Origin of the sequence: Amycolatopsis sp. NPDC059021, assembly GCF_042739895.1 — a bacterium.
Lineage (GTDB): Bacteria > Actinomycetota > Actinomycetes > Mycobacteriales > Pseudonocardiaceae > Amycolatopsis.
In genome coordinates, this window is the sequence record NZ_JBHYIQ010000023.1 from 83,842 (window position 1) to 107,208 (window position 23,367).

Below are 23,367 nucleotides of genomic sequence, written 5' to 3' on the forward strand. Positions count from 1 at the left end.
CGGGCGGTTCCGGCGGCTGTGCCAGACTGAGCGGATGCGTCGACGTGATCTTCCTGTCGTGGTGGCGATTCTGGGGCTTTTCACCACAGCGCTCGGCGGCTGCGGCGCACCGGCCGAACAGGGACACCGGCCGGACGGCGCGCACGTGACGATCCGAGTGCCCGCCGACGCGCCGACGATCTCGGCGGCGATTTCCCTGGCCCAGTCCGGAGATCTGGTGCTCGTCGCCCCTGGTGAGTACCACGAGTCGGTGAAGATCACCACCGCGCGGGTCACGCTCCGCGGTGAAGTGCGGGAAAAGGTCGTCATCGACGGCCGGTTGCGGCAGGACAACGGCGTCGTCGTCGCTGCTTCCGGTGTGGCGGTGGAAAACCTGACCGTCCGGAACAATCTGCAGAACGGTGTGCTGGTCACCGGTTCGGCGAAAGCGGCCACGGGACTGCCGGGCCGGGGCGGCGGGTACGACACGGGTGACGAGCCGATCCGTTTCCTGAACTCGTTCCTGGTTTCGCACGTGACCGCCACCCGGAACGGGCTCTACGGTATCTACGCCTTCTCCGCGCAGAACGGCGTGATCGAACATTCGTACGCCTCGGGTGGCGCCGATTCGGGGATCTATGTCGGACAGTGCAAACCCTGCGGGATCGTGGTGCGCGACAACGTCGCCGAACTCAACGCGGTCGGCTACGAGGGGACCAACGCGGGCGGAGACCTGTACGTGGTGGGAAACCGGTTCAGCGGCAACCGCGTCGGACTGACCACCAACTCGGATCACCAGGAGAAACTGCTTCCGCAACACGGTGCCGTCATCGCCGGCAATCTGGTCGCGGCCAACCAGCAGCAGGCCACGCCGGAACAGGCCGACGGCGGCTGGGGAATCGGGGTCGGGATCGACGGCGGCAGTGGCAACGAGGTGCTGCGCAACAGGATCACCGGCAATGTGCACGCCGGTGTGGTGCTGACCGCGACCCAGGACATCCCGCCGCAGGGGAACAGGATCGTGGACGGTGCCTTCGCCGCGAACGGCATCGATGTCGGCTGGACGTTCCCCGGTGTGGCCAAGGGAAGCGGGAACTGCGTACAGGACGCCGGGACACTGCGCACGATGCCGGACGGGCTGACGGCAGGCGCCCGCTGCCCGGCGGCCGCCGGGGCGGCGTCGCCGTCCGGCACCTGGCCCCGGCCGAAACCGCCGCCGGGAATTCCGTTCACCGAAGTGGCGGTACCGCCGGTGCAACCGCAGTTTCCGGACGCGCTGACCGCGGGGCCGACGGTGCTGCCCGCGGCGCCGGTGTTCCCGGACGTCGCCGCCGCCGGGGTGCCGCCGGTCTCGTTGTTCTCCGATCGTGCGGCGATTCCGGTTTCCTGAGGTCAGCCGCCGGACGTGAGGCCGGGAATCGGCGGCACAACGGTATATTTGCCGGTGTCGAAATCGATGACGACCGGTTCCGGCTCGGCCGGGACCGCTGCCTGGGCGCGATACATGACGCCGTTCGCGTCGAGCCAGTAGCGCACCGAATCCGCGGTGCCGGGCCGCTCCCGCGATTCCGGGCCGGTGAAGATGTCGACCGCGTGGCCGCCGATCTGATCGGTGCCCACCCAGGCCGCGCCGTTCTGCGGCAGCAACTGCGCGTTGTCCGGCCGGTCGCTCCCCAGGCCGAGCACGATCGCCAGCGCGCGGTCCAGCGCTCCGCCCGCCGTGGCGAGTGGACGGCGATACCAGCCAGTCGCGGGCGGTACGTCCGGGGCCTGGCCCGGCGTGTCCGCCATCGGGTGCAGCGCGAGGCTGTGGGTCGTCCACTGGACCAGCCCATTGCCGGAATCGTTGCGGCCCTTGCCTTTCACCACCCCATAGCCGATCTTGGCGCGGTAGTCGACCGAACCGGTGACGACGAGCGCGCCCGCCGGATCCGGCACGGTGATCGTGACGGCGCGGCCGCGCGCCTCGTGATTGCGGAACCGGGTGATCGCCAGCCTGCTCACTTCGTCCGGGGTCAGCGCGCGGGGACTCGTCCCCGCGGAATCACCGGTGACGAGATAGGTGAGCGCGGCGACCACGACCAGTATCGCGACTCCGGCCGCGATCACCCACCGGCGCTTCACCCACGGCACGGATTTCCCTCTTCCCGCTCTGGCCAGCACGGCAAGTGACCGTAGCAGGAAAGCGGTTCCCCGATGATTCACCCAAGTTTCGCATTCGCGAGTGACCATTTTTCTGGTTGAATATGGCGACCTCCGGATCCGGGCGCGCAAGCCTGCCGCCCCGGCGCGGAGTCGACTGTGCTGGTCGGAGCGAGGGGACGCAGCAAATCATGAGCCGGAGCGGCGGAAGACGCGGCGAAAAAGGCAGCGGAAGAGGCATTGCGGCGAGCAGAGCCGTCCGGCTCTCCTCCCTGCTGTCGGCGGCACTTCTGGTATTCGGCACCGCCCCGGCCGCACACGCGGCTCCCGCACCGGGCGCGGACGGGACATTGACCGTCCAAGTGTTACGGGACTTCTTCGGCACCGGCGTCATCAACGCGGCGATGGACACGCCGCAGGAAGGCATGGCCGTCGACATCACCGACCCGGCGGGCCACCGCCTCCACGGGCGCACGGGCTCGACGGGAAAGGTCGTCCTGACCGATCCGGGAGAACTGCGCGGCGGCCGGTACCGCGTGGACGTGTCCATTCCGGAGCAGTACCGCGCGTATTTGCAGGCCGCCCCGGCGTCGACCGGGAAAAACCACTTCGACAGCTTCACCTCGTTCGTCGATCTCCGTGACGGCAAGGACGTTTCGGTCGTCACCGCGGTCTGGAACCCGGCCGACCACACGCTGCCGGACGCCCGCTACTACGTCCCCGTGCAGAGCCCCGCGGTCAACACCGACGGCAGCACCCCCGATCCGAAGAGCCGCGCGCTGGTCGCGTTCGACCGCGGCCTGCGTGGCACGTGCCCGGCGGACGCGGTCTGTCCGACCGTGCTGAACACCCAGTCCCAGGTGGGCACGACCTGGGGCCTGGCCTACGACAAATACCGCGACCGCGTATTCCAATCCGCGTTCGCGAAGCGCTTTACCGTCTACGGCCCGGAGGGCGGCGGGGCCATCTACACGACGCCGGTCTCGGGATCCGGCGCGCCACAATTATTCGCGACGGTGCCGGACGCCACGATAACCGCGCACGGCGACGCCGACATGCGTAAGGATCCGCAATTCGTGGACGTGCCGGGTAAGGAAAGCGTAGGCGGCATTACGCTGACCGAGGACGGCCAAACGCTGTACGCGGTGAATCTGCGGACACGGTCATTGGTGAGTTTCGACGCGACCGGGGCCACCGCGCAGGCAGGCAAGACCGTGCCGATCCCGGACCCGGGGTGTGCCGCGCCGGGTGACTGGCGGCCGTTCGGGCTCGCCGCGCACGACGCGAAGCTCTACGTCGGCGGGGTCTGTTCCGCCGAAAGCAGTCAGCGGCGGCAAGACCTGAGGGCCGTCGTCTACACCTACGACGGCACGACCTTCACCCCGGTGCTCAGCCACGCCCTCGACTACGACCGCGGGTATGTCATCGCCTCCATCACGGATCCGGACACCAGTCACTGGAACCCGTGGAGCAACGATCTGTCCACTTGGGACAAATACGTCAAGCACGGCCCGGCCATCAATCCGCAGCCGGCGCTGGCGAGCATGGCGTTCACCCGAGACGGGTCGATGATCCTCGGGTTCCGGGACCGGTTCATGGACGTCGTCGGCTCCGGCCTCGACCCGCGGCCGGGACACAACGAGGTGAACTCCGGCATGTCCGGCGGCGACATCACCATGGCGTGCGCGACGCCGGGCGGCGGATACGACTGGGAGGGCACCGGAAAGTGCCCGAACCACAGCACCTACGCCACCAACGGCCACGAACCCGACGGTGTCGTCGAGTACTTCCACGGCGACTTCTTCGACCCGAACAGATCGGGCAACGGCCTGCACCAGGAAGCGGCACAGGGATCGGTGGCCTACATCCCGCAGCAGCAGTGGGTGATCAGCACCCAGCTCGACCCGGCCCAGAACATCAGCTCCGACGGCGTCGGCTACTACCACGTCGAAACCGGCGTCGGTCCCGGCCACGACAATCCCGCGCACGGCTACCAGTTCGTCGATCCCACGAACAGCTTCGGCAAGGCGGGCGGGCTCGGGGACATCGCGTACCAGGCGGCGAACGCGCCGATCCAGATCGGCAACCTCGTCTGGTTCGACGGCGACCACAACGGCATCCAGGACCCGAACCACACCGACGAGGTCCCGCTCAAGGACGCGACGGTGAACCTGCTGGACGCCGCGGGCAAACAGGTCGCCACGACCAGGACCGACGCGGCCGGCGAATACTACTTCGGCGGTGTGGGAGCCAAATACCAGCTCACCCGGGACGCGAAGTACACCGTGCAGTTCGACGTCTGCACCGCGAACACGAGCAACGTGCCCGCCCAGCCACCGGCGACGGACCTGCGGTTCACCCTGCCCACGGCCGGACCCGACCGGGCGCACGACTCCAATGTGGTCCCGCCTGCCACGGGGCGGCTCTGCAACGGATACGCACCGGTCACCGCACCGGCCAACCCCGGTGGTGTGGACCACACGATCGACGCCGGGGTCTACCTCCCGCCGCCGCCCACTCCGCCCACGTCCACCACACCTCCCGCGCCGCCGGAAAACCCGGCACCCCCGGCACCGCAGGCCCAGGCACCCCTGGCGAGCACCGGGATTCCCCTGCTGCCGGCGTTGCTGGTCCTCGCGGCGGCGCTCATCGCCGGAGGCACCGGGTTCCTGCTCGCCGGCCGGAAACGCCGCGCCCGGCGGCAGTGAGGTCCGATCTGCCGGGCCCGGTCCGCACGCTCGAGAGCGGACCGGGCGACGTCAGCCGCATTCGAGCCGAGCGTGAAGCCGGCCGTTCGGTGAACGCGAGTCAGGTCTCGGGTATCGCCAGATAGCGGTGCGCGAGGTGCCGGCACGCCTTGCGGAGTTCGGCTGGATGCAGGTCTGTGAGATCGGTGTCGAAGGTGGCGAGGATTCCGGCGATGCCTGCCCAGGACCAGGCGCCGAGAGTGAGGCGGCAGTGCTCGGGGTCGAGGTGTTCGACCACGGAGCCGCGGGGCGCCCCGCGGGCCACGATGCCGGCGGGCAGGTTGAGTCGTGCGCTGCCGGTGCATTGCCAGGCCGCGGGAGTGTCGCCACGGTCGTGGCTGCTCATGACGAAGTGGGCGAGATCGTCGCCGGGCAGGTCACGATGGCTGAAGCGGGAGGTCGTGGGGCGGGGGTGCAGCCGGTCCACACGGTGTACTCGCCACTGGCGGTGGTCGAGGTCGTAGGCGACGACGTACCACCGGCCCGCCCACACCACGAGGTGGTGGGGCTCGATGCGATGGGCAATGGCGAAGTCGTGGTCTTCGGGGGCGGGACGCGTCCCGTCGGGGCGCAGGAGTTCGGTGACAAGGACGCGGCGGTGCCGTACCGCGGTGCCGACGGCGCTGAGCGCGGCGGGATCGATCGGTGGCACGGGGAACTCCCAGTAGTTCCGCAGCCGGGTCAGCCGCAGGGATTCCATCGCGGCACGCAGCGTCTCGGGCATGGCTTGCTGCAAGGTGGCCAGTGCGCGGGCGGTGTCGTCCTGCAGGCCGAACACGGTGCCGGGCGCGGTCTGCAGCGCGACGGCGATCGCGAGCGCCTGGTCGTGGTCGAACAGCAGCGGCACGGTGTGCCCGGAGCCGAGCCGGTAGCCGCCGTCGGGACCGCGAACGGTCGTGATCGGGTAGCCGAGCCCGCGCAGCGTGTCCAGGTCGCGCCGGACAGTGCGCTCGCTGACCTCGAGCCGGGCGGCGAGGTCGCGCAGGGGCCACTGCCGGCGCGATCCCAGCAGGGACAGCAGCCGCAACGCTCGATGTGAGGTGCTCGCCATCGTCCCATCCTGACACCGGTACTGGTCATTCGGTGTCCACTACCGATGGCACCGTCCTGTTCGGACAAGTGATCACTCGGCAGTGGAGGATGGATGAGCATGCGCGTCGTCGTGGTCGGGGGCGGGATCGGCGGGCTCGCGTTGGGTGCCGGGTTGCGCCGCGCCGGATACGAGACGGCGGTGTACGACCGTGACACCGATGTCGCCGCGACCGGCGGCTACCACATCACCCTTGACCAGCGGGCCCAGTCGGCGCTGGAACGGTTGGTGGCGCCGGAGATCATGCGGCGGCTGCTGGCGTCGGGATCGGCGCTGCGGCTGCGGGAGCGGGACGCGTTCTGGGACCGGCGCGGCCGTCTGCTCGGGCACGGCCCGGACCTGACCGGCAGCGCGAGCATCGACGTCGATCGCATCACGCTGCGCACGCTGCTGGCCGAAGCCGTCGGTGACGACCTGCGTCTCGGGCGGGAGGTGTCGGGTGTCGATCACGACGAGCGCGGGACGCCACGGGTGACGTTCGCCGACGGTACGTCGGTCACCGCGGATCTGGTGGTCGGCGCGGACGGCACCCACTCGGTCGTCGCCCGGCACCTGGCGGCGGGCCCGACCAGCCGCCCGGCCGGCATCATCGGATTCTCCGGGCGCACCCGGCGCACCGACCTCAGCCCCGCTGAACAACAGCGCCTCGGGCCGCGCTCGGCGCTGGCGATCGGCCCGCGCGGCGCCGCGCTCTACATCGGATTCCTCGACCCGGTCGGCAATGCCGCCCTCGACGCCCCCGAACTGCGGATGTCGGTCACCACCGGCCCCACCTACATCTGGGGCGCGATGTTCCCCGAGTCCGCCAGGACCGAGTCCCTGCGCGACCTGCGCGGCGCCCAGCTGCAGACCGCGCTGCTCGGCCGGTTCCGCGACCGCGGGTGGTCCGGGCACACGCTGGAGGTCATCGCCCGCGCCGACCCGGCCAGTGTGGCCGCGTTCCGGTTCAACGCCGCCTCGACCCGCGCCACCGACCTCGCGCCGTGGAAGACCGGCCGGATCACCGCCCTCGGCGACGCCGTCCACGCCACACCTCCCACCGCCGGCATGGGTGCCGGCGCGGCCATCCGTGACGCCGCCGATCTGCTCGACCAGCTCAACACGACCACCGACGGCACCACGACCCTCGACGACGCGATCGGGCGCTTCGAAGCCGGGATGCGCCTGCGTGGCGGCGAAGTCCTCACGCTGGCCATGAAACCGTCCGCTGGATCCTGGCCACCGACACCACCCTCGGCGCCGCGGCCACCGCGGTGGCCACCCCGATCCTGGCCGCGGCCACCCGGCTACGGCGCTGACTTGGGTGTGGTAGCGGCTGCCGGGCGCGACGGCGATTCCGTCGGTGGCAAGGGTGACCAGGGCGTCGGTTTCGTCGCGGACGGGGATCCAGAGGGCGAGCCCGTCGGTACCGATCGCGGTGACGCCGTGCTGTGCCCGTGCGGAGCGGAGCACGGTATGGCGGGGCGGCGTAGTGCACTTTGCTCTGTTCTATGTGGACTACCGTGTCCTGGTCGGTGAGCATGACGGCGAGGGCGTCCTGCAGGAGGCGGCTGGTTCAGCCGGTGCCGAAGCTGCGCAGGACGCGCATCTTGTCCCCCAGTTCGGTGACACCTCCCACCACGGTCGGGGCTGCGGGATTTTCGAGTACGAGCGGGGCTGATAGAGGGAAAGGGCCGGTCTGCGTCTCCACCATGCTCGACATGCCCGCCGCACAGGGAATTTTCCGGCGGTATCGTCAGGACGATCGTCCGAAGTGGACCTTGCGAGCGACGTTCACCGTGCTGCCATCACTGTGGCTCGCCGAACGGGCGAGCCGCCTGGCACGCCGTCGACCCAACCTCTTCTGACTCCACCGACGCGCCGGCGCTCATCCGCGCACACGCTTACGCCCGTGGCAAACCGATCAGCGAAATGGCACAACAGATCGTCGACAGCCCTTCTCCTCCCGCTGTTGAGCAGCGGCTCACGTTGCTGACTTTGGGGAATGCGGAACAGGCACTGGATTTCACAGAACGGGCCGCGCGGCACGTACAGCGGTGCGATACTCGGCTCCATGGGCTCTGGCGCCGCGGATGACGCTCACGTGACCAACCTTGTCACCGGTGATGTCGACGGGCACCTCATCCAGGCCGGCACCGTCAACGGCGGTGTTCATTTCCACTCCCCCGGCCGGCCGGCCATTACGCTGCCGTACCGGACCGCGTCCATGCCGCACCGTGCGACCGCGTTTCAGCCCCGCGCCGCGGCCGGCGAACTTGCTCGCGTCCTCGGTCACGGTGACGCCCCGGCCCCGAGTTCCGGCCCGGCCGCTTTGACGGGGGTGGTGACAGGCCTGGGAGGAGTCGGCAAGAGCCAGCTCGTCCTGGACTACGCGGAGCGGGCGTGGGCGGCGGGTTCGGTCGATCTGCTGATCTGGGTGACCGCCGGTTCGCGGGACGCGATCGTGTCCGCTTACGCCCAGCTCGCCGCCGACCTGACCGGTTTCACCGATTCCGACCCGGAACACGGCGCCCGGCGGTTGCTCGCGTGGCTGGCCACAGCACGGGCACGGTGGTTGATCGTCTTGGACGATCTCCAGCACCCCCGCGACGTGGAAGGGCTGTGGCCACCGCCGGTTCCGTCCGGCCGCGTGGTCGTGACCACCCGCCGCCGCGACGCCGCCCTCCGCGGCCCGCACCGCCGCCGGATCGACGTCGACGTGTTCACCCCGGACGAAGCGCACGCCTACCTCGACGACGTTCTCGACGACAGCCCAGACCTTCGCGACGACCTTCCCGCGCTGGCGAACGCGCTGGGACACCTGCCGCTGGCGCTGGCTCAGGCGTGCGCCTACATGCTGGATCGCGGACTGTCCTGTACCGCTTACCTCGCGCGGTGGAACGAGCGTCACCGGCAGCTGGCCACGTTGTTTCCCGAGTCCGATTGGCTGCCCGACGAGCAACGCGCCACCGTCGCGACGACGTGGTCGCTGTCGCTCGAGCAAGCGAACCGGCTCGCTCCCCCGGGGTTGGCCCGGCCGCTGCTCGAAATGGCCGGCTTGCTCGACGCCAACGGCATTCCGGTCGACGTGTTCGTTGTCGATGCGGTCACCACCTTGCTGGCCACGACCAGCGGAGGGCGGGTCGGTCCCGAGCAGGCTCGGGATGGGCTGACGTGCTTGCACCGTCTCAACCTCATCACACACGGCACAGGGCTGAGGTTTCCCACTGTGCGGGTGCACGCCCTGGTCCAGCGCGCCACCCGGGACGCACTGCCACCGGGCGAACTGCCGACGCTGGCACGTACGGCGGCAGACGCGCTCCTGCGGATTTGGCCGGACGTCGAACGCGATACCCGTCTCGGGCAGGTGCTGCGCGCCAACACGGCTGCCCTGGCCGACGTCAGCGGGTCGCATCTTTGGACGCCCGGCGCTCACCGACTGCTGTTCCGCGCCGGTTACAGTCTCGACGACTCGGGCTTGGTCACCGAAGCGCGTGAATACTTCGACCGGCTGTGCACAACGGCACATCACCACCTTGGCCCCGACCACCCCGATACCTTGGCTGCCCGCCACAGCCTGGCCACACTGCACGGCAAGGCGGGCAACGTAGCTGAGGCCGCGGCCGCGCTCGAAGCGGTTCTGGCCGACCGGCTGCGCATCCTCGGCCCAGACCACCGCCAGACCTTGTCGACTCGCTACAAGCTCGCTCATTTCCGCGGCGAAGCAGGCGACTTGAGCGCCGCCGCGACCGCGTTCGAGCAACTCCTCGAGGACGAACTGCGCGTCCTCGGCCCAAACCACCGTCACGTGCTGTCGACCCGCTACCGCCTGGCCACACTGCACGGCAAGGCGGGCAACGTAGCTGAGGCCGCGGCCGCGCTCGAAGCGGTTCTGGCCGACCGGCTGCGCGTCCTCGGCCCAGACCACCCGGACACCCTGGCTACCCGCCGCAGCCTCGCCGGTTCGCAAGGCAAGCTGGGTGACCTGGCCGCCGCCGCGACCGCGTTCGAACGGCTCCTCGAGGACGAACTGCGCGTCCTCGGTCCCGACCACCCCGATACCCTGACCACCCGCCACAGCCTTGCCGGTTTGCGTGGTGAGACGGGTGATGCGCCGACCGCCGTCGTGGAACTGGACAAGCTCCTCGCCGACCGGCTGCGCGTTCTCGGGGCAGCTCACCCCGATACCGTGTCCACACGCGACAGCCTGGCCTACTGGCGCGGCCGTGCGAGCAGCTGATACCCACGAGGGTTTTGACCACCAATGCGTCGCGGCAGATCGCCGCCAACTACGGCTTAACCCCACCCCCAAGGTCTTCAGTGACAAGTCCCAAGACCACGATGTCGTGGTCGGCAAACCCGACGGCGCCCTTCTCTCTTTCGGGACCGGCAAGAACACCGACATTTCAGTGTCCACCGGATGCCACCGGACAGCAGAAGCACACCGGCGCGGCAGCCCTACCCCCACGTCGTGAACCCGGGAGATCGTAACCATGAGCACGTCTGATCCCGATCCTGCACCGAACCGAGCAGGCAACGGGGCGGTCGTCGCGTTGGTGATCTTGCTAGTCATCGGGGCCGGCGTGTCCCTGCTGTCGTGGTTCTACCTGGTGATGGCCGACTGCCGCAGCGGCTCGGGCCGCAGCGCACCCTGCATGGCCCTGGGCCCAGGCTTCGTCGCCGGCCTACCGGGGCTGGGGCTGGTGGCCGGGCTGCTCGTCGGCGCTATCGGCTCCGGCAGCGCACTCGGCAAGGGCCGCTCCCCTTTTCGATGGGTCACCATCGCCTGGGGGATCTTCGTCGTCGCCACGATCACCGCCTACCTCCTCTGACCCGGCGTCCCGAGGCGCGAGGACGACCGGCCGGGCCAGGAACTCGGCCGCGACGGCAGGCGGCAGTTCAACTGGCTCGGCGACCGGATGTCTGAGGGAATCAACGGACAGGTGTACGCCGAGGCCGCGTCGACCGGCGCCGTGATATCCGGACGCCGCACGTTCAAGCTGCTCGCCCTGCAATCCGGTCTCGTCGAGGCCGAGGAACTCGGCTTCCATGGCGACGTCACGCATACGCTGGCCACGCTCGAACCCTGGCTCCGACAACGCGGCCGCTCGCCATAGCGACTGCTCCCCGCTCACAGACGTGCACTGACCCGTTCTCTCACACGTGCTGTTCGGCATGACGGCACGTTCCTCAGTGGGGCGTTCCGTGGCCGCCGGTTCGGTGAGCATAGTCAGTTTTTGAGGCGCGGGAACAGGTTCTCCGAGTTGCCGCGGTCGATGGCCGCGCGCAGTGAGCCGTCCAGCGGGTAGCGTTCGAATTGCTTGTTCAGGAACGACACCGCAGGCGACGGGGCGAAGGGGAAGTCGCTGCCGTAGGTGATGTGGTCCGGGGCGGCCACTTCCAGCAGGCTCGGCAGGGCCGCGGGTGAGGCCGACAGCGCGATGTCGTAGTAGAACTGGCGTAGCACGGCGAGTTGCTTGGGCACCTGGTGTTTCTGGTCCAGCAGCGCCCACGCCTGCTGCGCCTTGTTCTTGGTGCTCAGCATCGTGAGCAGGATGCGGTAGGAGATGTAGGGCACGAACCCGCCCGCGTGGGCGAGGATGAACTTGATCCCCGGGTACTTCGCCATCGCCCCCGACAGGATCAGGCTGATCGCCGTGCGGGTGGTATCGAGCAGGAAGTCCGCGGTGAACGTCGGGATGCCGGGCACTTCGGGGGCGGGCAGTTCACCGGGGTGGATGAACACCGCGGCCTGCCGATCGTGGAGGAATTTCAGCAGCGGTCCGAAGCCGGGGTCGCCGAGGTAGCGGCCGTCGTTGTTGGCCAGCAGCACGATGCCGTCGGCGTGCAGGGTGTCGAGGGCGTACTCGGCTTCGGCGAGCGCGCCTTCGACGTCGGGCAGGGTCAGGGTGGCGAAGAACCCGAAGCGAGCTGGGCGATCCGCGACCACCGAAGCGGTGTACTCGTTGACGTCTCGGGCCCAACGGCGTGCCTCGGCGACGTCGCCGAAGTAGACCCCCGGCGTGGACAGCGACAGGATGCCGGTGGCGATCCCGTGGCTGTCCATGAATTTCAGCGCGGTCGACGGCGACCACGACGGCAGATCGACCCCGCCAGGCCGGATCCCCTTGTTGCGCATCCACTCCGCATAGCGGGGCGGCACGAGGTGCTGGTGGGTGTCGATGCGCTGGGCACGGCTCATGGGAGGGCCCTCTCGGTCAGACGGTCGCGAGCGGGTGCGCGTGGCGGAGCCGGATGCTCTTGGCGGACAGGTACCGGCGGCGGTCGGTGATCAGGATCGAGACGAGGGTGCCGACTAGCAGCCACGCGGCGAGCTGGGCGACGCCGGTCGTGAGGCCGGTGCCGTCGGTGGCCGCGGCACGCAGCGCCAGGACGGCGCCGTGGGTCGGGAGGTAGTCCGCGAGTGCGTACAGCGGTCCGGGGAGCGTCGAGACGACGCCGGTCGCGCCTGCCAGGACCAGCACGGCCAGGGAGGCGATCCGGCCGGCGCGGCCGAAGATCGCCGTGGCGGCCTGGTTGAGGGCGACGAACGCCGATGCGGCCAGCAGCGCGATCAGCAGGAAGCCGATGGTGCCGGCGAAGCCGAGTTTCAGGACGGGGACGGCGATCGCGGTGATGGCGAGCGCGGCCAGCGCGGCTGCGGTCGCGCCGGGGAGGGCGGCGCGGAGGATGATCCGCCAGGTGGGCTCGCGCGCGGTGAGGACGCCGTCCGGCACGGCCCGGGTGACGATGTAGGTGGCCAGGGCCAGTGCCCAGAGGGCGAGCGCGGCGAACAGTGTCAGGGCCAGGGGGCCGATCGGAGTGCCGTCTGTCGTGGCGGTGCTGGGGTCGGCGGCGACGGTCTTGAGATGTGCGCGTTCGGCGTCGGTGTAGCTGGGCACCTGGTCGCGGCCCTGGTCCAGCTGGGTGGCGAGTTCCTTGGCGCCGTCGGCGGCTTTCTTGGTCCCGTCCTTGAGCTGGCCGGCTCCGGAGGCGAGCTTCTGCGCGCCGGAGTTCGCTTGCTGGACACCGTTGTCGAGCTGCCTCGCGCCGTTGGCGGCGGATGCGATGCCGGTGGCCAGTTCCTGGGACTTCGTGGCTAGCTGGGCGTTGCCGTCGGCGACCTTGCGGGCCCCGGTCGCCAGCGCCTGGATGGAGTCGCGGGCCTTGACGGCGTTGGCGCGGACGGCGGCTTTGGCGTTGTCGATCTTCTGCGCGTCGGTGGTGAACCGGTCCGCGGTCCGGCGGAGGTCGTCGCAGAACGCGGCCGAACCGCCGTTGGTCGCGCACTGGCCGGCCAGTTGTTGGAATTGCGTCGCCGCACCGCTCGCCGAGGGCAGGGCGTCGATAGCGGCGATGATCCGGTTGGCCAGCGGCACGACCACGCCGGCGAGTTGTTCGTTGCCGTCGGCGACCTGGCCGGCGCCGTCGGCCAGCTGCCGGGTCAACGCGGGCAGCTGCGCGGTGTCGCGCTCGGCCTGGGTGAGCCCGGAAGCCAGCTTGCCGGAGCCGGTGGCGAGCTGCGCGGTTCCGGCGGCGAGCTGGTCGGCGCCGGTGTGCAGCTGACCGGCGGCGTCGTCCAGCTGACGGTTTCCGTCGGCCAGCTGCGTCGCGCCGTCAGCGGCTTGGCCGACCTTCTGGTGGAGGGTCGTGAATCCGATGTAGACGTTGTCCAAATAGGTCTGTACGACCTGCTGGTTCAAAGTCCGTTGCGTGGCTTGGGCAATGTGGTCCGCCAGGCCGGGATCGCTGACACCGGCCGCGTCGGACGTCCGCACTTGCAGCTGTGCCTGCCGGGCCTCGAGGGGTTTGCCGGTGGCGGCCGAGGTGGCGCGGGCGGAGAAGTCCTTCGGGATGGTGACCGTGGCGGCGTAGCTGCCGTCGGCGAGGCCGGACGCGGCGTCGTCGGCGTCGGTGAGGACCCAGGTGTAGGCGGAGTCGCCGCTGTGGGTGAGGTATCCGGCGAGCTGGCGGCCGAGCGGGATGGTCTGGCCGTTGACCTGGACGGGTTCGTCGTTGTTGACCACGGCGGCCTTGGCGGTGCCGTGGTTGGTGTCGGGCTTCCAGAACGCCCAGGTGAGCAAACCCATGATGATGAGCGGGACGGCGATGAGGCCGGTCCAGGTGCGCCAGGTCAGCGGGCCCGTGGCGAGGGCGCGGGCGGAATTGGCGAAGGGCTTGAGCATCAGGAGACCTCGGCGGGCTGGGCGGCGGTGAGGGCGTGCAGGTGAGCGGCCTCGGGCAGCAGGTCCCGGATGCGCTCGGGGTCCTGGCAGGTCAGCACGAAGGTCGCGGGCCCGGCGGAGCGGGTGCGTCGCTCGGCGAGCAGGGCACGGACCTGATCGCGGACGTCGGTGCGGAGCACGAGGTCGATGTCGTCGACGACGATCAGTCCGGCGTCGCCGTCGAGGGCGGCAGCGATCTGCCGGGCCGGGTCCCCGGTGTCGCGGCAGGGAACGACGGCGACGTCGCGGCGCAGGGCGTGAGTGTGCTGGGGCAGCACGCGGCCGAGCACTTTGAGGTCGCCGGTGAACTTGGTGACGCGCCCGGCGAGGGTGTAAAGCAGGGCCGTCTTCCCGCAGGCGCCGGTGCCGTGCAGCACGAGGACTTCCCCGCACGGCAGATGGAGGTCGAGGTCGGTGTAGACCGGGCGGCCCCGGTCGTCTTCGAGCCGGAGCGCGCGGGCGCTGATCGCTTCGGTGCTGTTCGGGGTGGGCCAGTCGGCGAGCCGCAGTTCGTGGACGAGGGCGTCGCCTTCGGCGTCGAACACCGGCAGTACCCGGTCCAGCTTCGGCGGCAGCCCCCAGGCCCGGCGGCCAAGCAGCGCCAGGACCGCGGGCACCAGGGTCATCCGCACGATGAACGCGTCGACGAAGACCCCGACGGCGAGGCTGAACGCGATCGGCTTGATGGTCGCGCTGCCTTCGGGCACGAACGCGGCGAAGACCGCGAACATGATCACCGCCGCCGCGACGACCACACGCGAGGCGGAGACGAACCCGGACTCGATCGCGTGGTGCGGATCGCCCTTGTGGACATAGTCCTCGCGGATCCGCGAAACGAGGAAGACCTCGTAGTCCATGGCGAGTCCGAAGAGGACACCCATGAGGATGATCGGCAGGAAGCTGATCACGCTGCCGGTGTGCGTCACGTTGAGCGCGTCCGCGAGATGTCCTTGGACGAACACGAAGGACGTCGCGCCGAACGCCGCGCCAACCGAGAGCAGGTAGCCGATGGTGGCCTTGATCGGCACCCAGATCGAGCGGAACACCATCGCCAGCAGGATCAGCGAGAGCCCGACGACCAGGATCCCGAACGGCAGCAGCGCGCCGCCGAGCTGGGTGGACACGTCGATGCCGACGGCGGTGATACCGGTGACCGCGGTCTGCGTGCCGTACGCGGCGAGGAAATGCGGCTCCAGCCCGCGCAGCCGGGCGACAAGGTCGTCGGTCTGGACGGAGTCCGGCGCGGTCGTGGGGATGACCTGGATGATGCCGGTGTCGCCCTTGGGATTCGGGGTGGCCAGGGGGACCGAGGCGACGCCCGGGACGTGCCGGATCTCGTCGGCGATCTTGTTGACCAGGCCGATCGGGTCGGTGCTGGTGATGATGTCGGCGGTGACGATCAGCGGGCCGTTGTAGCCGGGCCCGAAATGCTCGCTGACGACCTTGTACGTGTCGCGGGCCGGGCTGCCGTGTTCCTCGGTTCCGTTGTCTGGCAAGGCCAGCCGCAGCGAAGTCGCGGGGATCGCGCAGACCGCCAGCCCGGCGACCACGACCAGCACCGTGACCAGTGGTGCCTTCGTCGCGGTGCGCACCCACCAGCGCGCGATCTGCGGCTTCCGGCGGCGCCGGGTCCGCCGCGGTTTCGGGGCGCGCGGCCGCAATCGCCTGCCCGCGAAGGACATCAGCGCGGGCACCAGCGTCACGGCGATCGCGACCGCCAGGGCCACGGCGACCGCGGCGGCGACGCCCATGGTGGTCAGGAACGGGATCCCCGCCACGGCCAGCCCGAGCAGGGCGATGACGACGGTGAGACCGGCGAAGATGACCGCCGACCCGGCGGTGGCGGTGGCGCGGGCGATCGATTCCTCGACGTCGAGGCCCTCGCCGAGCTGGTCGCGGTGCCGGGACAGCAGGAACAGGGCGTAGTCGATGCCGACCGCGAGGCCGATCATCACCGCCAGCATCGGTGCGGTCGACGAGATCGGCGTGACCAACGTGGCCAGGAAGATCAGCCCGACGGCGACACCGACCCCGAGGACCGCCGTGACCAGCGGCATGACCGCGGCGATCAGGGAACGGAACATCAGCACCAGGACCAGCAGCGCGATGAGCAGGCCGATGCCCTCGGTCGGGCTGAGCTTGGGCACCCGGTTGGAGAACGCGTCGCCGCCGGTGTACACCTTCGCGCCGGTCTGCTTCCCGAGGTCGTCGGCGATCGTCGCGAGCCCGGTCTTGGTCGCCGGGTCGACAGCGGCGAGCTGCACCTTCAACGGCACGGCGATCAGCGCGGCCCGGTCGTCGTTCGATACCGCGCCGTTGACGTTCTTGTCGAACGGGTTCACCACCGTGGCGACCTGGTCCAGCTTCCCGATCCGCGTCACCGCCTGCGCCACCGCGGCGCGGTTCTGCGGGGTGTCGGCCTTCGCGCCGTCCGGGACGACGAGGACCAGCTGGGCCGACGTGCCGCTGACCTCGGGGAAGACCCGGCCGAGGTGGTCCAGGGCGTCCTGCGACTCGGAGCCGGGAATGGCGAACGCGTCGTCGGTGCCCTGGTTGAACACCAGTGCCGCCCCGCCGGCCGCCGCCAGCACCACCACCCACAGCGCCAGCACGAGCACCCGGGCACGGGCGGCGGCGCGGCCCAGACGGTAGAGGAACGACGACACAAGGACTCCTGACCTCGTTGGATACGTCGTGTATCGTAATGCATGATGTATCCGATGCACAGTGGATCCCGTCACTCCACTGGGTGAGACGGGGAAAGTAGGGTGAACGCCATGGCGACCACCAGCGCGGGTCTCGGCACTCCGAAGGGCATGACCCGGCGACGCGCGGAGACCCGGCGACGGGTCATGGCGGCGGCCTACGAGGTGTTCACCGAGCTGGGCATCCGGGACGCCCCGGTCGAGTTGATCTGCGACCGCGCCGGCTTCACCCGCGGCGCCTTCTACTCCAACTTCGCCAGCAAGGAAGAGCTGTTCCTGGCGATCTACGAAACGGAGATGCAGGAGCGCGCCGAACGGCTGCGCGTCGCTGTCGACCAGGCCGCCCGCGCTGCCGATCCGGGCTCACCCGGCAGGATCGACCGGGTGCTGCGGGAGGCAGGCCTTCTGTTCATGGAATCCCTCGCCGCCGACGAAACGTGGTACCTGCTCAACGCCGAGTTTCGCGCCCAGGCCATGCGGCAGCCGGAGCTGCGCGGGCCGACCGCGGCCGCCGAGGGCCGGTTCCACGACGCGCTCGCCGACATCCTGCAGAACCTGCTCGGCCGGCTGGACTTGCGGCTGACCGTCGATCCGCGCAGTGCCGTCGTCACGATCGTGGCCCTCTACGAGACCATGCTGGAACGCGCGATCCTCGACGAACTCCCCGAGAAGGCCGACAGCCGGTACCTGACCGAGGTGCTTCCCCGGCTGTTCACGGCCTTGATCGCGCCGGGCCAGTAGCTACGCGGCGGAGTCGCGGTCGGGCTGATCGTGCAGCAGTTGGCCGAGACACAGCATCGCGCCCGCCACGGTGACCATGGCGAGTTCGGGGTCATCCGGGCAGCACCGCATCAAGGACTCGGCCTACACCAACTCCCCTCCACGTTCAGAACACACCAAGCGGCAGATGTCCGGAGTGGACAATGCTGAGAAATCGGAGCCCGAGGCCGGACTGGACGGTCCGGACGACCAGCTCGTTCCGGCCACGGGTAGTGTCCGCGCAAGGAGATCGCCGTCCTGCTTGCGCGATCCTGCGAGAGCGTTACCACCATATAACCAAAGTTCCGTCGACATTACTTTTCACGGCGGGCAATACAAGTTCTTCGATCCATTCGATCGAGGCCGCAATTCAAATACATTCCAGCCGACGCACCCGCGTCACCGGTATCGACGCTCGCCCACCCGCAGCTCAACGAGATGCGCGCGGCTCGTGAACATCGGGCGGGCGTAACATATTTGCCGGGGAGCCGCTCAACCACTCGCCGGACACAACCGGGGGTGGCAGGCCCGCTGTCGCGGTACGCAGTTGCCCCACCGGGATCGGGAACTGTGCATACCGTCGACACGACGTGTCGTTTCGGCCAGGTTACGCTGCGAACGCGACCCATTTCGGCAGCCGCTGGTCAAAAGCCGGGCGGCGTGCCATCGTGTCGCCTGGAGACCACTCGAACTCGTCGCATCTCTTGTATTTCGATGGTCACTGTCCGGGCACCGAGTATCAGTCGGGCGCCAAGAAGAGCGAGAGCGCCATGTTCTGTTCAGAGGTACCTGGCTCGAGCGATCACGGAAAGGAAGAACGCCACATGAGCAGTCTCGTGCGGATCGCGACCGTAGCCGCGCATTTCGGCCGGGATCTGGAGTTCGACATGCGGCGGATCGCGTTTTTCGTCGACGACGCACGCCGGGCGGGTGCTTCCGTGCTGGTCTTCCCCGACGGGACACTCGGCGGCTGCCACTTCACCCTGCCGAGGACGGGCTGTGACACGCTGCCGCCCGCGCTCGGCTCGGACGACAAGCACCTGCACCGGATCGCGGGGCTCGCCGCGGAGATGGTGGTCTGCGCCGGTTATCACGAGGCCGCCGACGACGGTAACTGGTACAACTCGGCGGTTTGCGTGACCGGGGACGGGATACTCGGCCGCCATCGCCAAGTGCACCAGCCCTCCGGTGAACCGTCCATCCACGCGGCCGGTGATCGGTTCGCCGCCTTCGACACCCCGGTCGGCCGATTCGGCATGGTGATCGACTACGACAAGGTGTTCCCCGAATCCGCGCGAACGCTCGCCCTCGACGGGGCACGGGTGGTGGCTTGCCTTTCGGCGTGGCCGGCGGCCGGCGGGCGGACAACCGAGTCGAGGGATCGGCAAGCCCGTCTGTTCGACCTGTACGACTGTGCCCGCGCCGCGGAGAACCAGATCGTGTTCGTCTCGGCCAACCAGACCGGTTCGCTGCACGGCGTCCGGTTCGTCGGTCAGGCCAAGGTCGTCGACTCCGGAGGTGTGATCAGGGCCCGCACCGGCGCCAGGCCCGCCCTCGCGGTCGCGGAACTCGATCTCGACGCCCAGCCGCCGGGCGCCAGGCACGCCCCACGGCACCTCGACGAACGACGGCCCGACAGCTACGCATCGGTGTGACGGGCCGTTCCCCGCCTCGTCCTCATCCCTCTGATCCCGCCGGCCGCGGAGCCGGCCTCGGTGACACCCTTGCCGCGACGGGCTTCTTGGGTCGTTTGATCCTGCCGACGCCGGCGTCGACGAGGAAGAACACCACGAGGCTGGCGCCGAACACGGGCAGCATCGCACCCAGTACGGCGATCCCCAGCAGCGTCGTGATCAGCGCCGGACGGGGTAGCCGGCGTGCCACCGGCCGGGGCAACGACGCCCACCGCCCCCGATACGGGTTGTGAATCCACCACATGCGGTAGCCCCAAGCGATCAGCACGAGCGTTGCGACGGCCAGCACCGCGAGGATGATCTGGTTCGCGAGCCCGAGCAGGGAGCCGGTGTGGAACTCGGTCGCCACCGTGCTCAGCTTCGCCAGGACCGGGTAATCACTCCAGCGGATCCGCTCGGTCACCGTGCCCGTGAACGGATCGATCGCGACGGCACCGCGGTGGATCGGCAGGCCCTCGCTGATCTCCGTGACGGTGAACGGCACGCCAGGACTCGTCGGCGAGGTGACGACCAACTCGCCACTCAGTCCCGCGGCCCGGCCGATCCCCAGCGCCTGATCGATACCGATCTGGCGAACACCGGCCGGTATCGGCACGGGTGTCGCGGTGAGCACCGGTGCCCGCAGGTGAAGGGGATCGGCCGCCCCGTTCGCCCGGCCGCCGGCGAACTGGGACATCGTCAGGCCGCTCACGCCGACGGCCACCAGGCCGACGGTGAGCCACAGACCGAGCGCCCCGTGCATCGCCCGTACCCGTGGCCAGCCCTTCTTGTCACGCACCGCGGGCAGGAACACTTCGCGCGGACGGCGTTTGCGACGGGTCTTGGCGAGCCACAGGACCAGACCACCGACGACGACGATCGGCAACCAGCTCGCGGCGAGCTCCGCGTAAAGCCGGCCCGGGTTGCCCAGGTGCAGGTTGCTGTGCAGCTGACGTAACCAGGTGTTGGCGGGCAGGCGGTTCTCGACCGTGGAAAGCTCGCCGTTGAGGTAACCGGTGTACGGGTCGACGAATACCGTCCGGTCCGGGGTCCCCGCCGGTCCCGGGACGGAGAGCACGATCCGTGTGGTGCGATCCGGGCTCGGTGCCGTGACGACCGACTTCAGCTTCGATTCCGGATGGGCCGTGAGCGCCGCCCGGATCTGGTCGGTCAAGGACCGCGGTGTGCCCCCGGCGCGGTTGACGAACAAGTCCGACCGGTACAGGTTCTCGTGGATCTGCGGGCTGAACACGTACACGAGTCCCGTCAGGCACAGGACGACGAGAAAGGGCGCGACCAGGATGCCCGCCTGGAAGTGCACGCGCCGGGCCACGGTCTGGATCGTGGTGCTCAGCCCCGGCGAGGGATTCCGTCGGTGGGCCCGGCGGCCCTGTGCCTCCGCCCGTGGTTCGGTTTCCGGTGCGTGCAAAGCAACTCCTCGTCGGCCGGGACGCGTTGTTCAGCGAACGTCGATGGGCTGGGCGACCGTTTGCGTGCCCCCGTCAGCGGTCCGGAGGGTGATCGCGAGCTTCCAGCGGCCGCGTTCGGGAAGGCTCGCCATGCCCGACGAAAAGCCGCTCGCACGACGACCGAACACGACGGGCACCGCCGGGGCACGCTGATCCGGCAGGGTGAACACTCCCGTCAGCGCCGTGTCGTCCCTCGTCTTCCCGGTGTCGGTGAGCACGGTGACGTGCACGTCGAGCCGGACCCGGCCCCATTGGCCGGTGGCGGGGATCAGGACCAGGTCCAGGGAGCCCTGGCCGCCCGGTTTCCCGGTGTCGAACGCGAGCCTGGCCGGCGCCGCCTGCTGCCGGACAGCCGCGGGAATCGTGGCCGTGACGCCCTGCGCGTGCGCTGCCTGCGAAGGCACGACGGTCACCAGCGTCGCCGTGCCGGCGAGCACCAGAACGGCGGCTCCATTCACGGCCAGGAGAAGGGAACGAACCCGGCGTAGCCGCGGCCTCGCCTCCCGGCCGGAGGTCTTCCCGCCCACCGATATCCGGCCTGCCCAGGCACGGCAGATCGCGGCGACGGCTACGAGCACCAGCATCAGCGCGAGCGTCCCGGCGAGCAGCCAGCCGAACTCGCGCGGGCCGCGCCACACCTGATATCCGCAAGCTACGACGAGGCTTCCGGCACACCCGATCGCCAGGCGCGCGAAGCGCGACACGACATCGCGGTCTCCGCTGCCTGACATCCGCAGCAGGACGAGACCGCCGACCGCCACCGCGATCGTCGTGAACAACAGCGCGTCCACGGCGAGCGCGAGGGGTGACGGGGCGCCCTCCGGACGAGGATCGGCGAACGTCCAGGTGGCCGACAACGCCGCCGCGCACGCCAATACGGTGCCGCCACGCACCCAGCGTTCCCGCGAGGTCCCGGCGGGCGGGCTGGTCATCAGCTGCGCGATGCCGAGAGCGACCGGCACCAAGAGGTACAGCCGGGCGAGCAAGGCGCCGCCCACATCCGATTCGGCGGTGGCCGTCAGCAGCCTGGGATCGAACGCGCCACTCAGTGTCGCCCACGACGCGTAGGGCCCGAACGACAAGAAGGTGCCGAGCGTGGCGGCGACCAGCCCGCACCAGCTGTACTTGACCAGCCTGACGACAATCCGCGACCTTGCGGCGGACGGTCCGATGGCCGCCACGAAGAACACCGCGCCGGTGAGGAGCAGCATCGCCACGATCGCCGCGGCCCGGCTCACCGCGTGGACCACCGTGACCGTGACGTCGTGCGTGGTCTCGATTTCCGGCACGCCCTCGGGCGGGATCGAGGCGAACACGTCGAAGGTGAACGAGCCGCTGATGGGCTGGAGTCCGCTGGACGGCAGCGACCATGACACCGCGTACGTGCCTTGGTGCCGTTCCTTCGGCATCGGCACGGAGATCGTGTTCCGATCGCCACCGGGATGGACCGGCCGCTCGAAGACGACCTGGCGCCCGGTCGCCGGGTCGAGGACGCGCACCGTGGCCAGTCCCGCGGGCACCGGCCGGTCGAAGGTGAGCAGCACGTGATCGGGTGACTTGACGAGCTGCCCGTTGCCGGGCGAGGTCGTGGTGAGCACCGGGTTCCCCGTCGCCGCGGGTGTCGTGGCAAGCAGTGTCCCCCAGCAGACCGCGACCAGGGACAGCAAGGCGGCGATCCGGACCCAGGAACCGCTCCGGCGCTTCACTGTCCGTTGTGGACGATCCTGGACCGTGGTCATCGGGTGCTCGCCCTGGTGTCGTCCGTCTGCCCGGGTTCGTCGAAGAGATCCACGCTGGACTCCGCGGTACGTGCCTTGCGGCGGCGCGCCTGGAGCCAGACTCCGGCGATCACTGCCACCGCGACTCCGAGCGCACCCCACAACAACACCAACGGCGAGCGACCGCCGGCGGCGGTTCCGTGGGAAGCGGCCGGGTGCTCGGCCGCGGGCACCATGGGCGGCTGCCCCGGTCCTCCTCCGGTGGCCGGCACCGAAGGGGCACCGGCCACAGCACCGGAACCGAGCAGGATCGCCGGTCCGGCGGAGGCCCCGGTCCAGCGGGCGACCGCGCCGTCGGCGTAATTCTGCGTCGCGTCGAAGACCAGCCGTCCGTCGGCGGGCAAAGGTCCCATCGTGACGAGGAACTGCTCGAATTCTCCCGGCGGCACCGCGCCCCCTTCGAAGACGAGTGACGCGGCGACCTCGCCTGCCGTCCGATCGCCGGGCCGCGGCGGCGGGCTCGACGGCCGGGGACGGATATTCACCCTCCACCCCGGCACGGGATCGACCCGGACGTAGGCGATCGGCGGTGTCTCCGGGAAGGCCAGCTCGAGCCGCGTGCTCCTGGTGTCCTTCCGCTCGTTGGCCATCCGGAAGGCGAAGGTCCGGGTACCACCGCCGGAGGTCCGATCGGGCACGATGGACACTTGCGCCGTGGCCGGCGCCCACACGGTCAGCAGGCAGGCCGTGACGGTCGACAACGTGACCAGCCCGCGGAGAAGGGTTTTCTGGCGGTGGGGCATGAGAACTCCTGGACGCCGTGGCCCTGGACCGGGCAGGTACCCCCGCCCCCGCGCACAAGACACAACACCACCCCCCCA

18 protein-coding genes are annotated in these 23,367 nt (G+C 69.7%); 10 read left to right on the plus strand and 8 right to left on the minus strand.

Translation table 11 applies throughout. The features are described 5' to 3' along the window. Positions 1-34 precede the first annotated feature (34 nt). Positions 35-1,369 carry a nitrous oxide reductase family maturation protein NosD gene (locus tag ACFWX1_RS16465; protein WP_378388040.1) on the plus strand — a complete coding sequence of 445 codons (1,335 nt, stop codon included), beginning with the start codon at positions 35-37 and terminating at the stop codon, positions 1,367-1,369. Between the two features lie 2 nt (positions 1,370-1,371). On the opposite strand, the gene ACFWX1_RS16470 is transcribed toward ACFWX1_RS16465, so the two are convergent. Next, a complete protein-coding gene (locus ACFWX1_RS16470; RefSeq protein WP_378388041.1) occupies positions 1,372-2,112 on the minus strand; it encodes a hypothetical protein in 741 nt (246 codons plus the stop codon). Between the two features lie 359 nt (positions 2,113-2,471). Here ACFWX1_RS16470 and ACFWX1_RS16475 point away from each other — a divergent pair, with 359 nt between their 5' ends. Further along, positions 2,472-4,829 carry an SdrD B-like domain-containing protein gene (locus ACFWX1_RS16475; protein WP_378388043.1) on the plus strand — a complete coding sequence of 786 codons (2,358 nt, stop codon included), beginning with the start codon at positions 2,472-2,474 and terminating at the stop codon, positions 4,827-4,829. Between the two features lie 100 nt (positions 4,830-4,929). Here the strand turns inward: ACFWX1_RS16475 and ACFWX1_RS16480 are convergent, their stop codons facing one another. Further along, the gene (locus ACFWX1_RS16480) at positions 4,930-5,919 is read right to left on the minus strand and encodes a helix-turn-helix transcriptional regulator (protein ID WP_378388045.1); all 990 of its coding nucleotides are present in this window, start codon (positions 5,917-5,919) and stop codon (positions 4,930-4,932) included. Between the two features lie 93 nt (positions 5,920-6,012). Here ACFWX1_RS16480 and ACFWX1_RS16485 point away from each other — a divergent pair, with 93 nt between their 5' ends. The 6 genes from ACFWX1_RS16485 to ACFWX1_RS16510 all read left to right on the plus strand — a co-directional run bounded on the left by ACFWX1_RS16485 (position 6,013) and on the right by ACFWX1_RS16510 (position 11,054). Continuing rightward, positions 6,013-7,476, plus strand: coding sequence for an FAD-dependent oxidoreductase (locus tag ACFWX1_RS16485; protein WP_378388047.1), 1,464 nt, complete (start codon positions 6,013-6,015; stop codon positions 7,474-7,476). Positions 7,477-7,658: 182 nt separating this feature from the next. Further along, positions 7,659-7,805 carry a hypothetical protein gene (locus ACFWX1_RS16490; RefSeq protein ID WP_378388049.1) on the plus strand — a complete coding sequence of 49 codons (147 nt, stop codon included), beginning with the start codon at positions 7,659-7,661 and terminating at the stop codon, positions 7,803-7,805. Between the two features lie 236 nt (positions 7,806-8,041). Continuing rightward, positions 8,042-10,177 (plus strand): tetratricopeptide repeat protein, encoded by a 2,136-nt coding sequence (locus ACFWX1_RS16495; RefSeq protein ID WP_378388051.1) that lies wholly within the window; start codon positions 8,042-8,044, stop codon positions 10,175-10,177. Next, positions 10,164-10,412: an LppA family lipoprotein gene (locus ACFWX1_RS16500; RefSeq protein WP_378388053.1), complete on the plus strand. Its 249-nt coding sequence runs from the start codon at positions 10,164-10,166 to the stop codon at positions 10,410-10,412. Before ACFWX1_RS16495 ends, ACFWX1_RS16500 begins: the two co-directional genes overlap by 14 nt. 18 nt (positions 10,413-10,430) lie before the next feature. After that, entirely contained in the window at positions 10,431-10,769 is a 339-nt protein-coding gene (locus ACFWX1_RS16505; protein WP_378388055.1) for a hypothetical protein, read from the plus strand. Between the two features lie 87 nt (positions 10,770-10,856). Beyond that, positions 10,857-11,054 carry a hypothetical protein gene (locus tag ACFWX1_RS16510; protein WP_378388057.1) on the plus strand — a complete coding sequence of 66 codons (198 nt, stop codon included), beginning with the start codon at positions 10,857-10,859 and terminating at the stop codon, positions 11,052-11,054. A gap of 113 nt (positions 11,055-11,167) precedes the next feature. Here ACFWX1_RS16510 and ACFWX1_RS16515 read toward each other — a convergent pair whose 3' ends face one another. Genes ACFWX1_RS16515 through ACFWX1_RS16525 form a run of 3 tightly spaced genes read right to left on the minus strand, consistent with a single transcriptional unit; the run spans position 11,168 to position 16,828 of the window. Beyond that, positions 11,168-12,139, minus strand: a complete 972-nt coding sequence (locus tag ACFWX1_RS16515) for an amidohydrolase family protein (protein ID WP_378388058.1) — start codon at positions 12,137-12,139, stop codon at positions 11,168-11,170. 16 nt (positions 12,140-12,155) lie between these two features. Continuing rightward, positions 12,156-14,123: a YhgE/Pip family protein gene (locus tag ACFWX1_RS16520; RefSeq protein ID WP_378388060.1), complete on the minus strand. Its 1,968-nt coding sequence runs from the start codon at positions 14,121-14,123 to the stop codon at positions 12,156-12,158. Next, positions 14,123-16,828 carry an MMPL family transporter gene (locus ACFWX1_RS16525; protein WP_378388062.1) on the minus strand — a complete coding sequence of 902 codons (2,706 nt, stop codon included), beginning with the start codon at positions 16,826-16,828 and terminating at the stop codon, positions 14,123-14,125. The genes ACFWX1_RS16520 and ACFWX1_RS16525 overlap by 1 nt, the downstream gene beginning before the upstream one ends. 111 nt (positions 16,829-16,939) lie before the next feature. On the opposite strand from ACFWX1_RS16525, the gene ACFWX1_RS16530 reads away from it, so the two are divergent. After that, positions 16,940-17,608 carry a TetR/AcrR family transcriptional regulator gene (locus ACFWX1_RS16530; RefSeq protein WP_378388064.1) on the plus strand — a complete coding sequence of 223 codons (669 nt, stop codon included), beginning with the start codon at positions 16,940-16,942 and terminating at the stop codon, positions 17,606-17,608. An 842-nt stretch (positions 17,609-18,450) separates the two neighbouring features. After that, complete coding sequence (locus ACFWX1_RS16535; protein ID WP_378388066.1) at positions 18,451-19,281, plus strand: carbon-nitrogen hydrolase family protein; 831 nt, start codon at positions 18,451-18,453, stop codon at positions 19,279-19,281. A gap of 22 nt (positions 19,282-19,303) precedes the next feature. Here ACFWX1_RS16535 and ACFWX1_RS16540 read toward each other — a convergent pair whose 3' ends face one another. The 3 genes from ACFWX1_RS16540 to ACFWX1_RS16550 are packed head-to-tail and all read right to left on the minus strand — an operon-like array spanning position 19,304 to position 23,289. After that, positions 19,304-20,728 (minus strand): PepSY-associated TM helix domain-containing protein, encoded by a 1,425-nt coding sequence (locus ACFWX1_RS16540; RefSeq protein WP_378388068.1) that lies wholly within the window; start codon positions 20,726-20,728, stop codon positions 19,304-19,306. Positions 20,729-20,758: 30 nt separating this feature from the next. Next, positions 20,759-22,507, minus strand: a complete 1,749-nt coding sequence (locus ACFWX1_RS16545) for a copper resistance protein CopC (RefSeq protein ID WP_378388070.1) — start codon at positions 22,505-22,507, stop codon at positions 20,759-20,761. Next, on the minus strand, positions 22,504-23,289 hold the full coding sequence (locus ACFWX1_RS16550; protein ID WP_378388072.1) for a DUF1775 domain-containing protein: 786 nt from the start codon (positions 23,287-23,289) through the stop codon (positions 22,504-22,506). Before ACFWX1_RS16550 ends, ACFWX1_RS16545 begins: the two co-directional genes overlap by 4 nt. Positions 23,290-23,367: the final 78 nt, after the last annotated feature.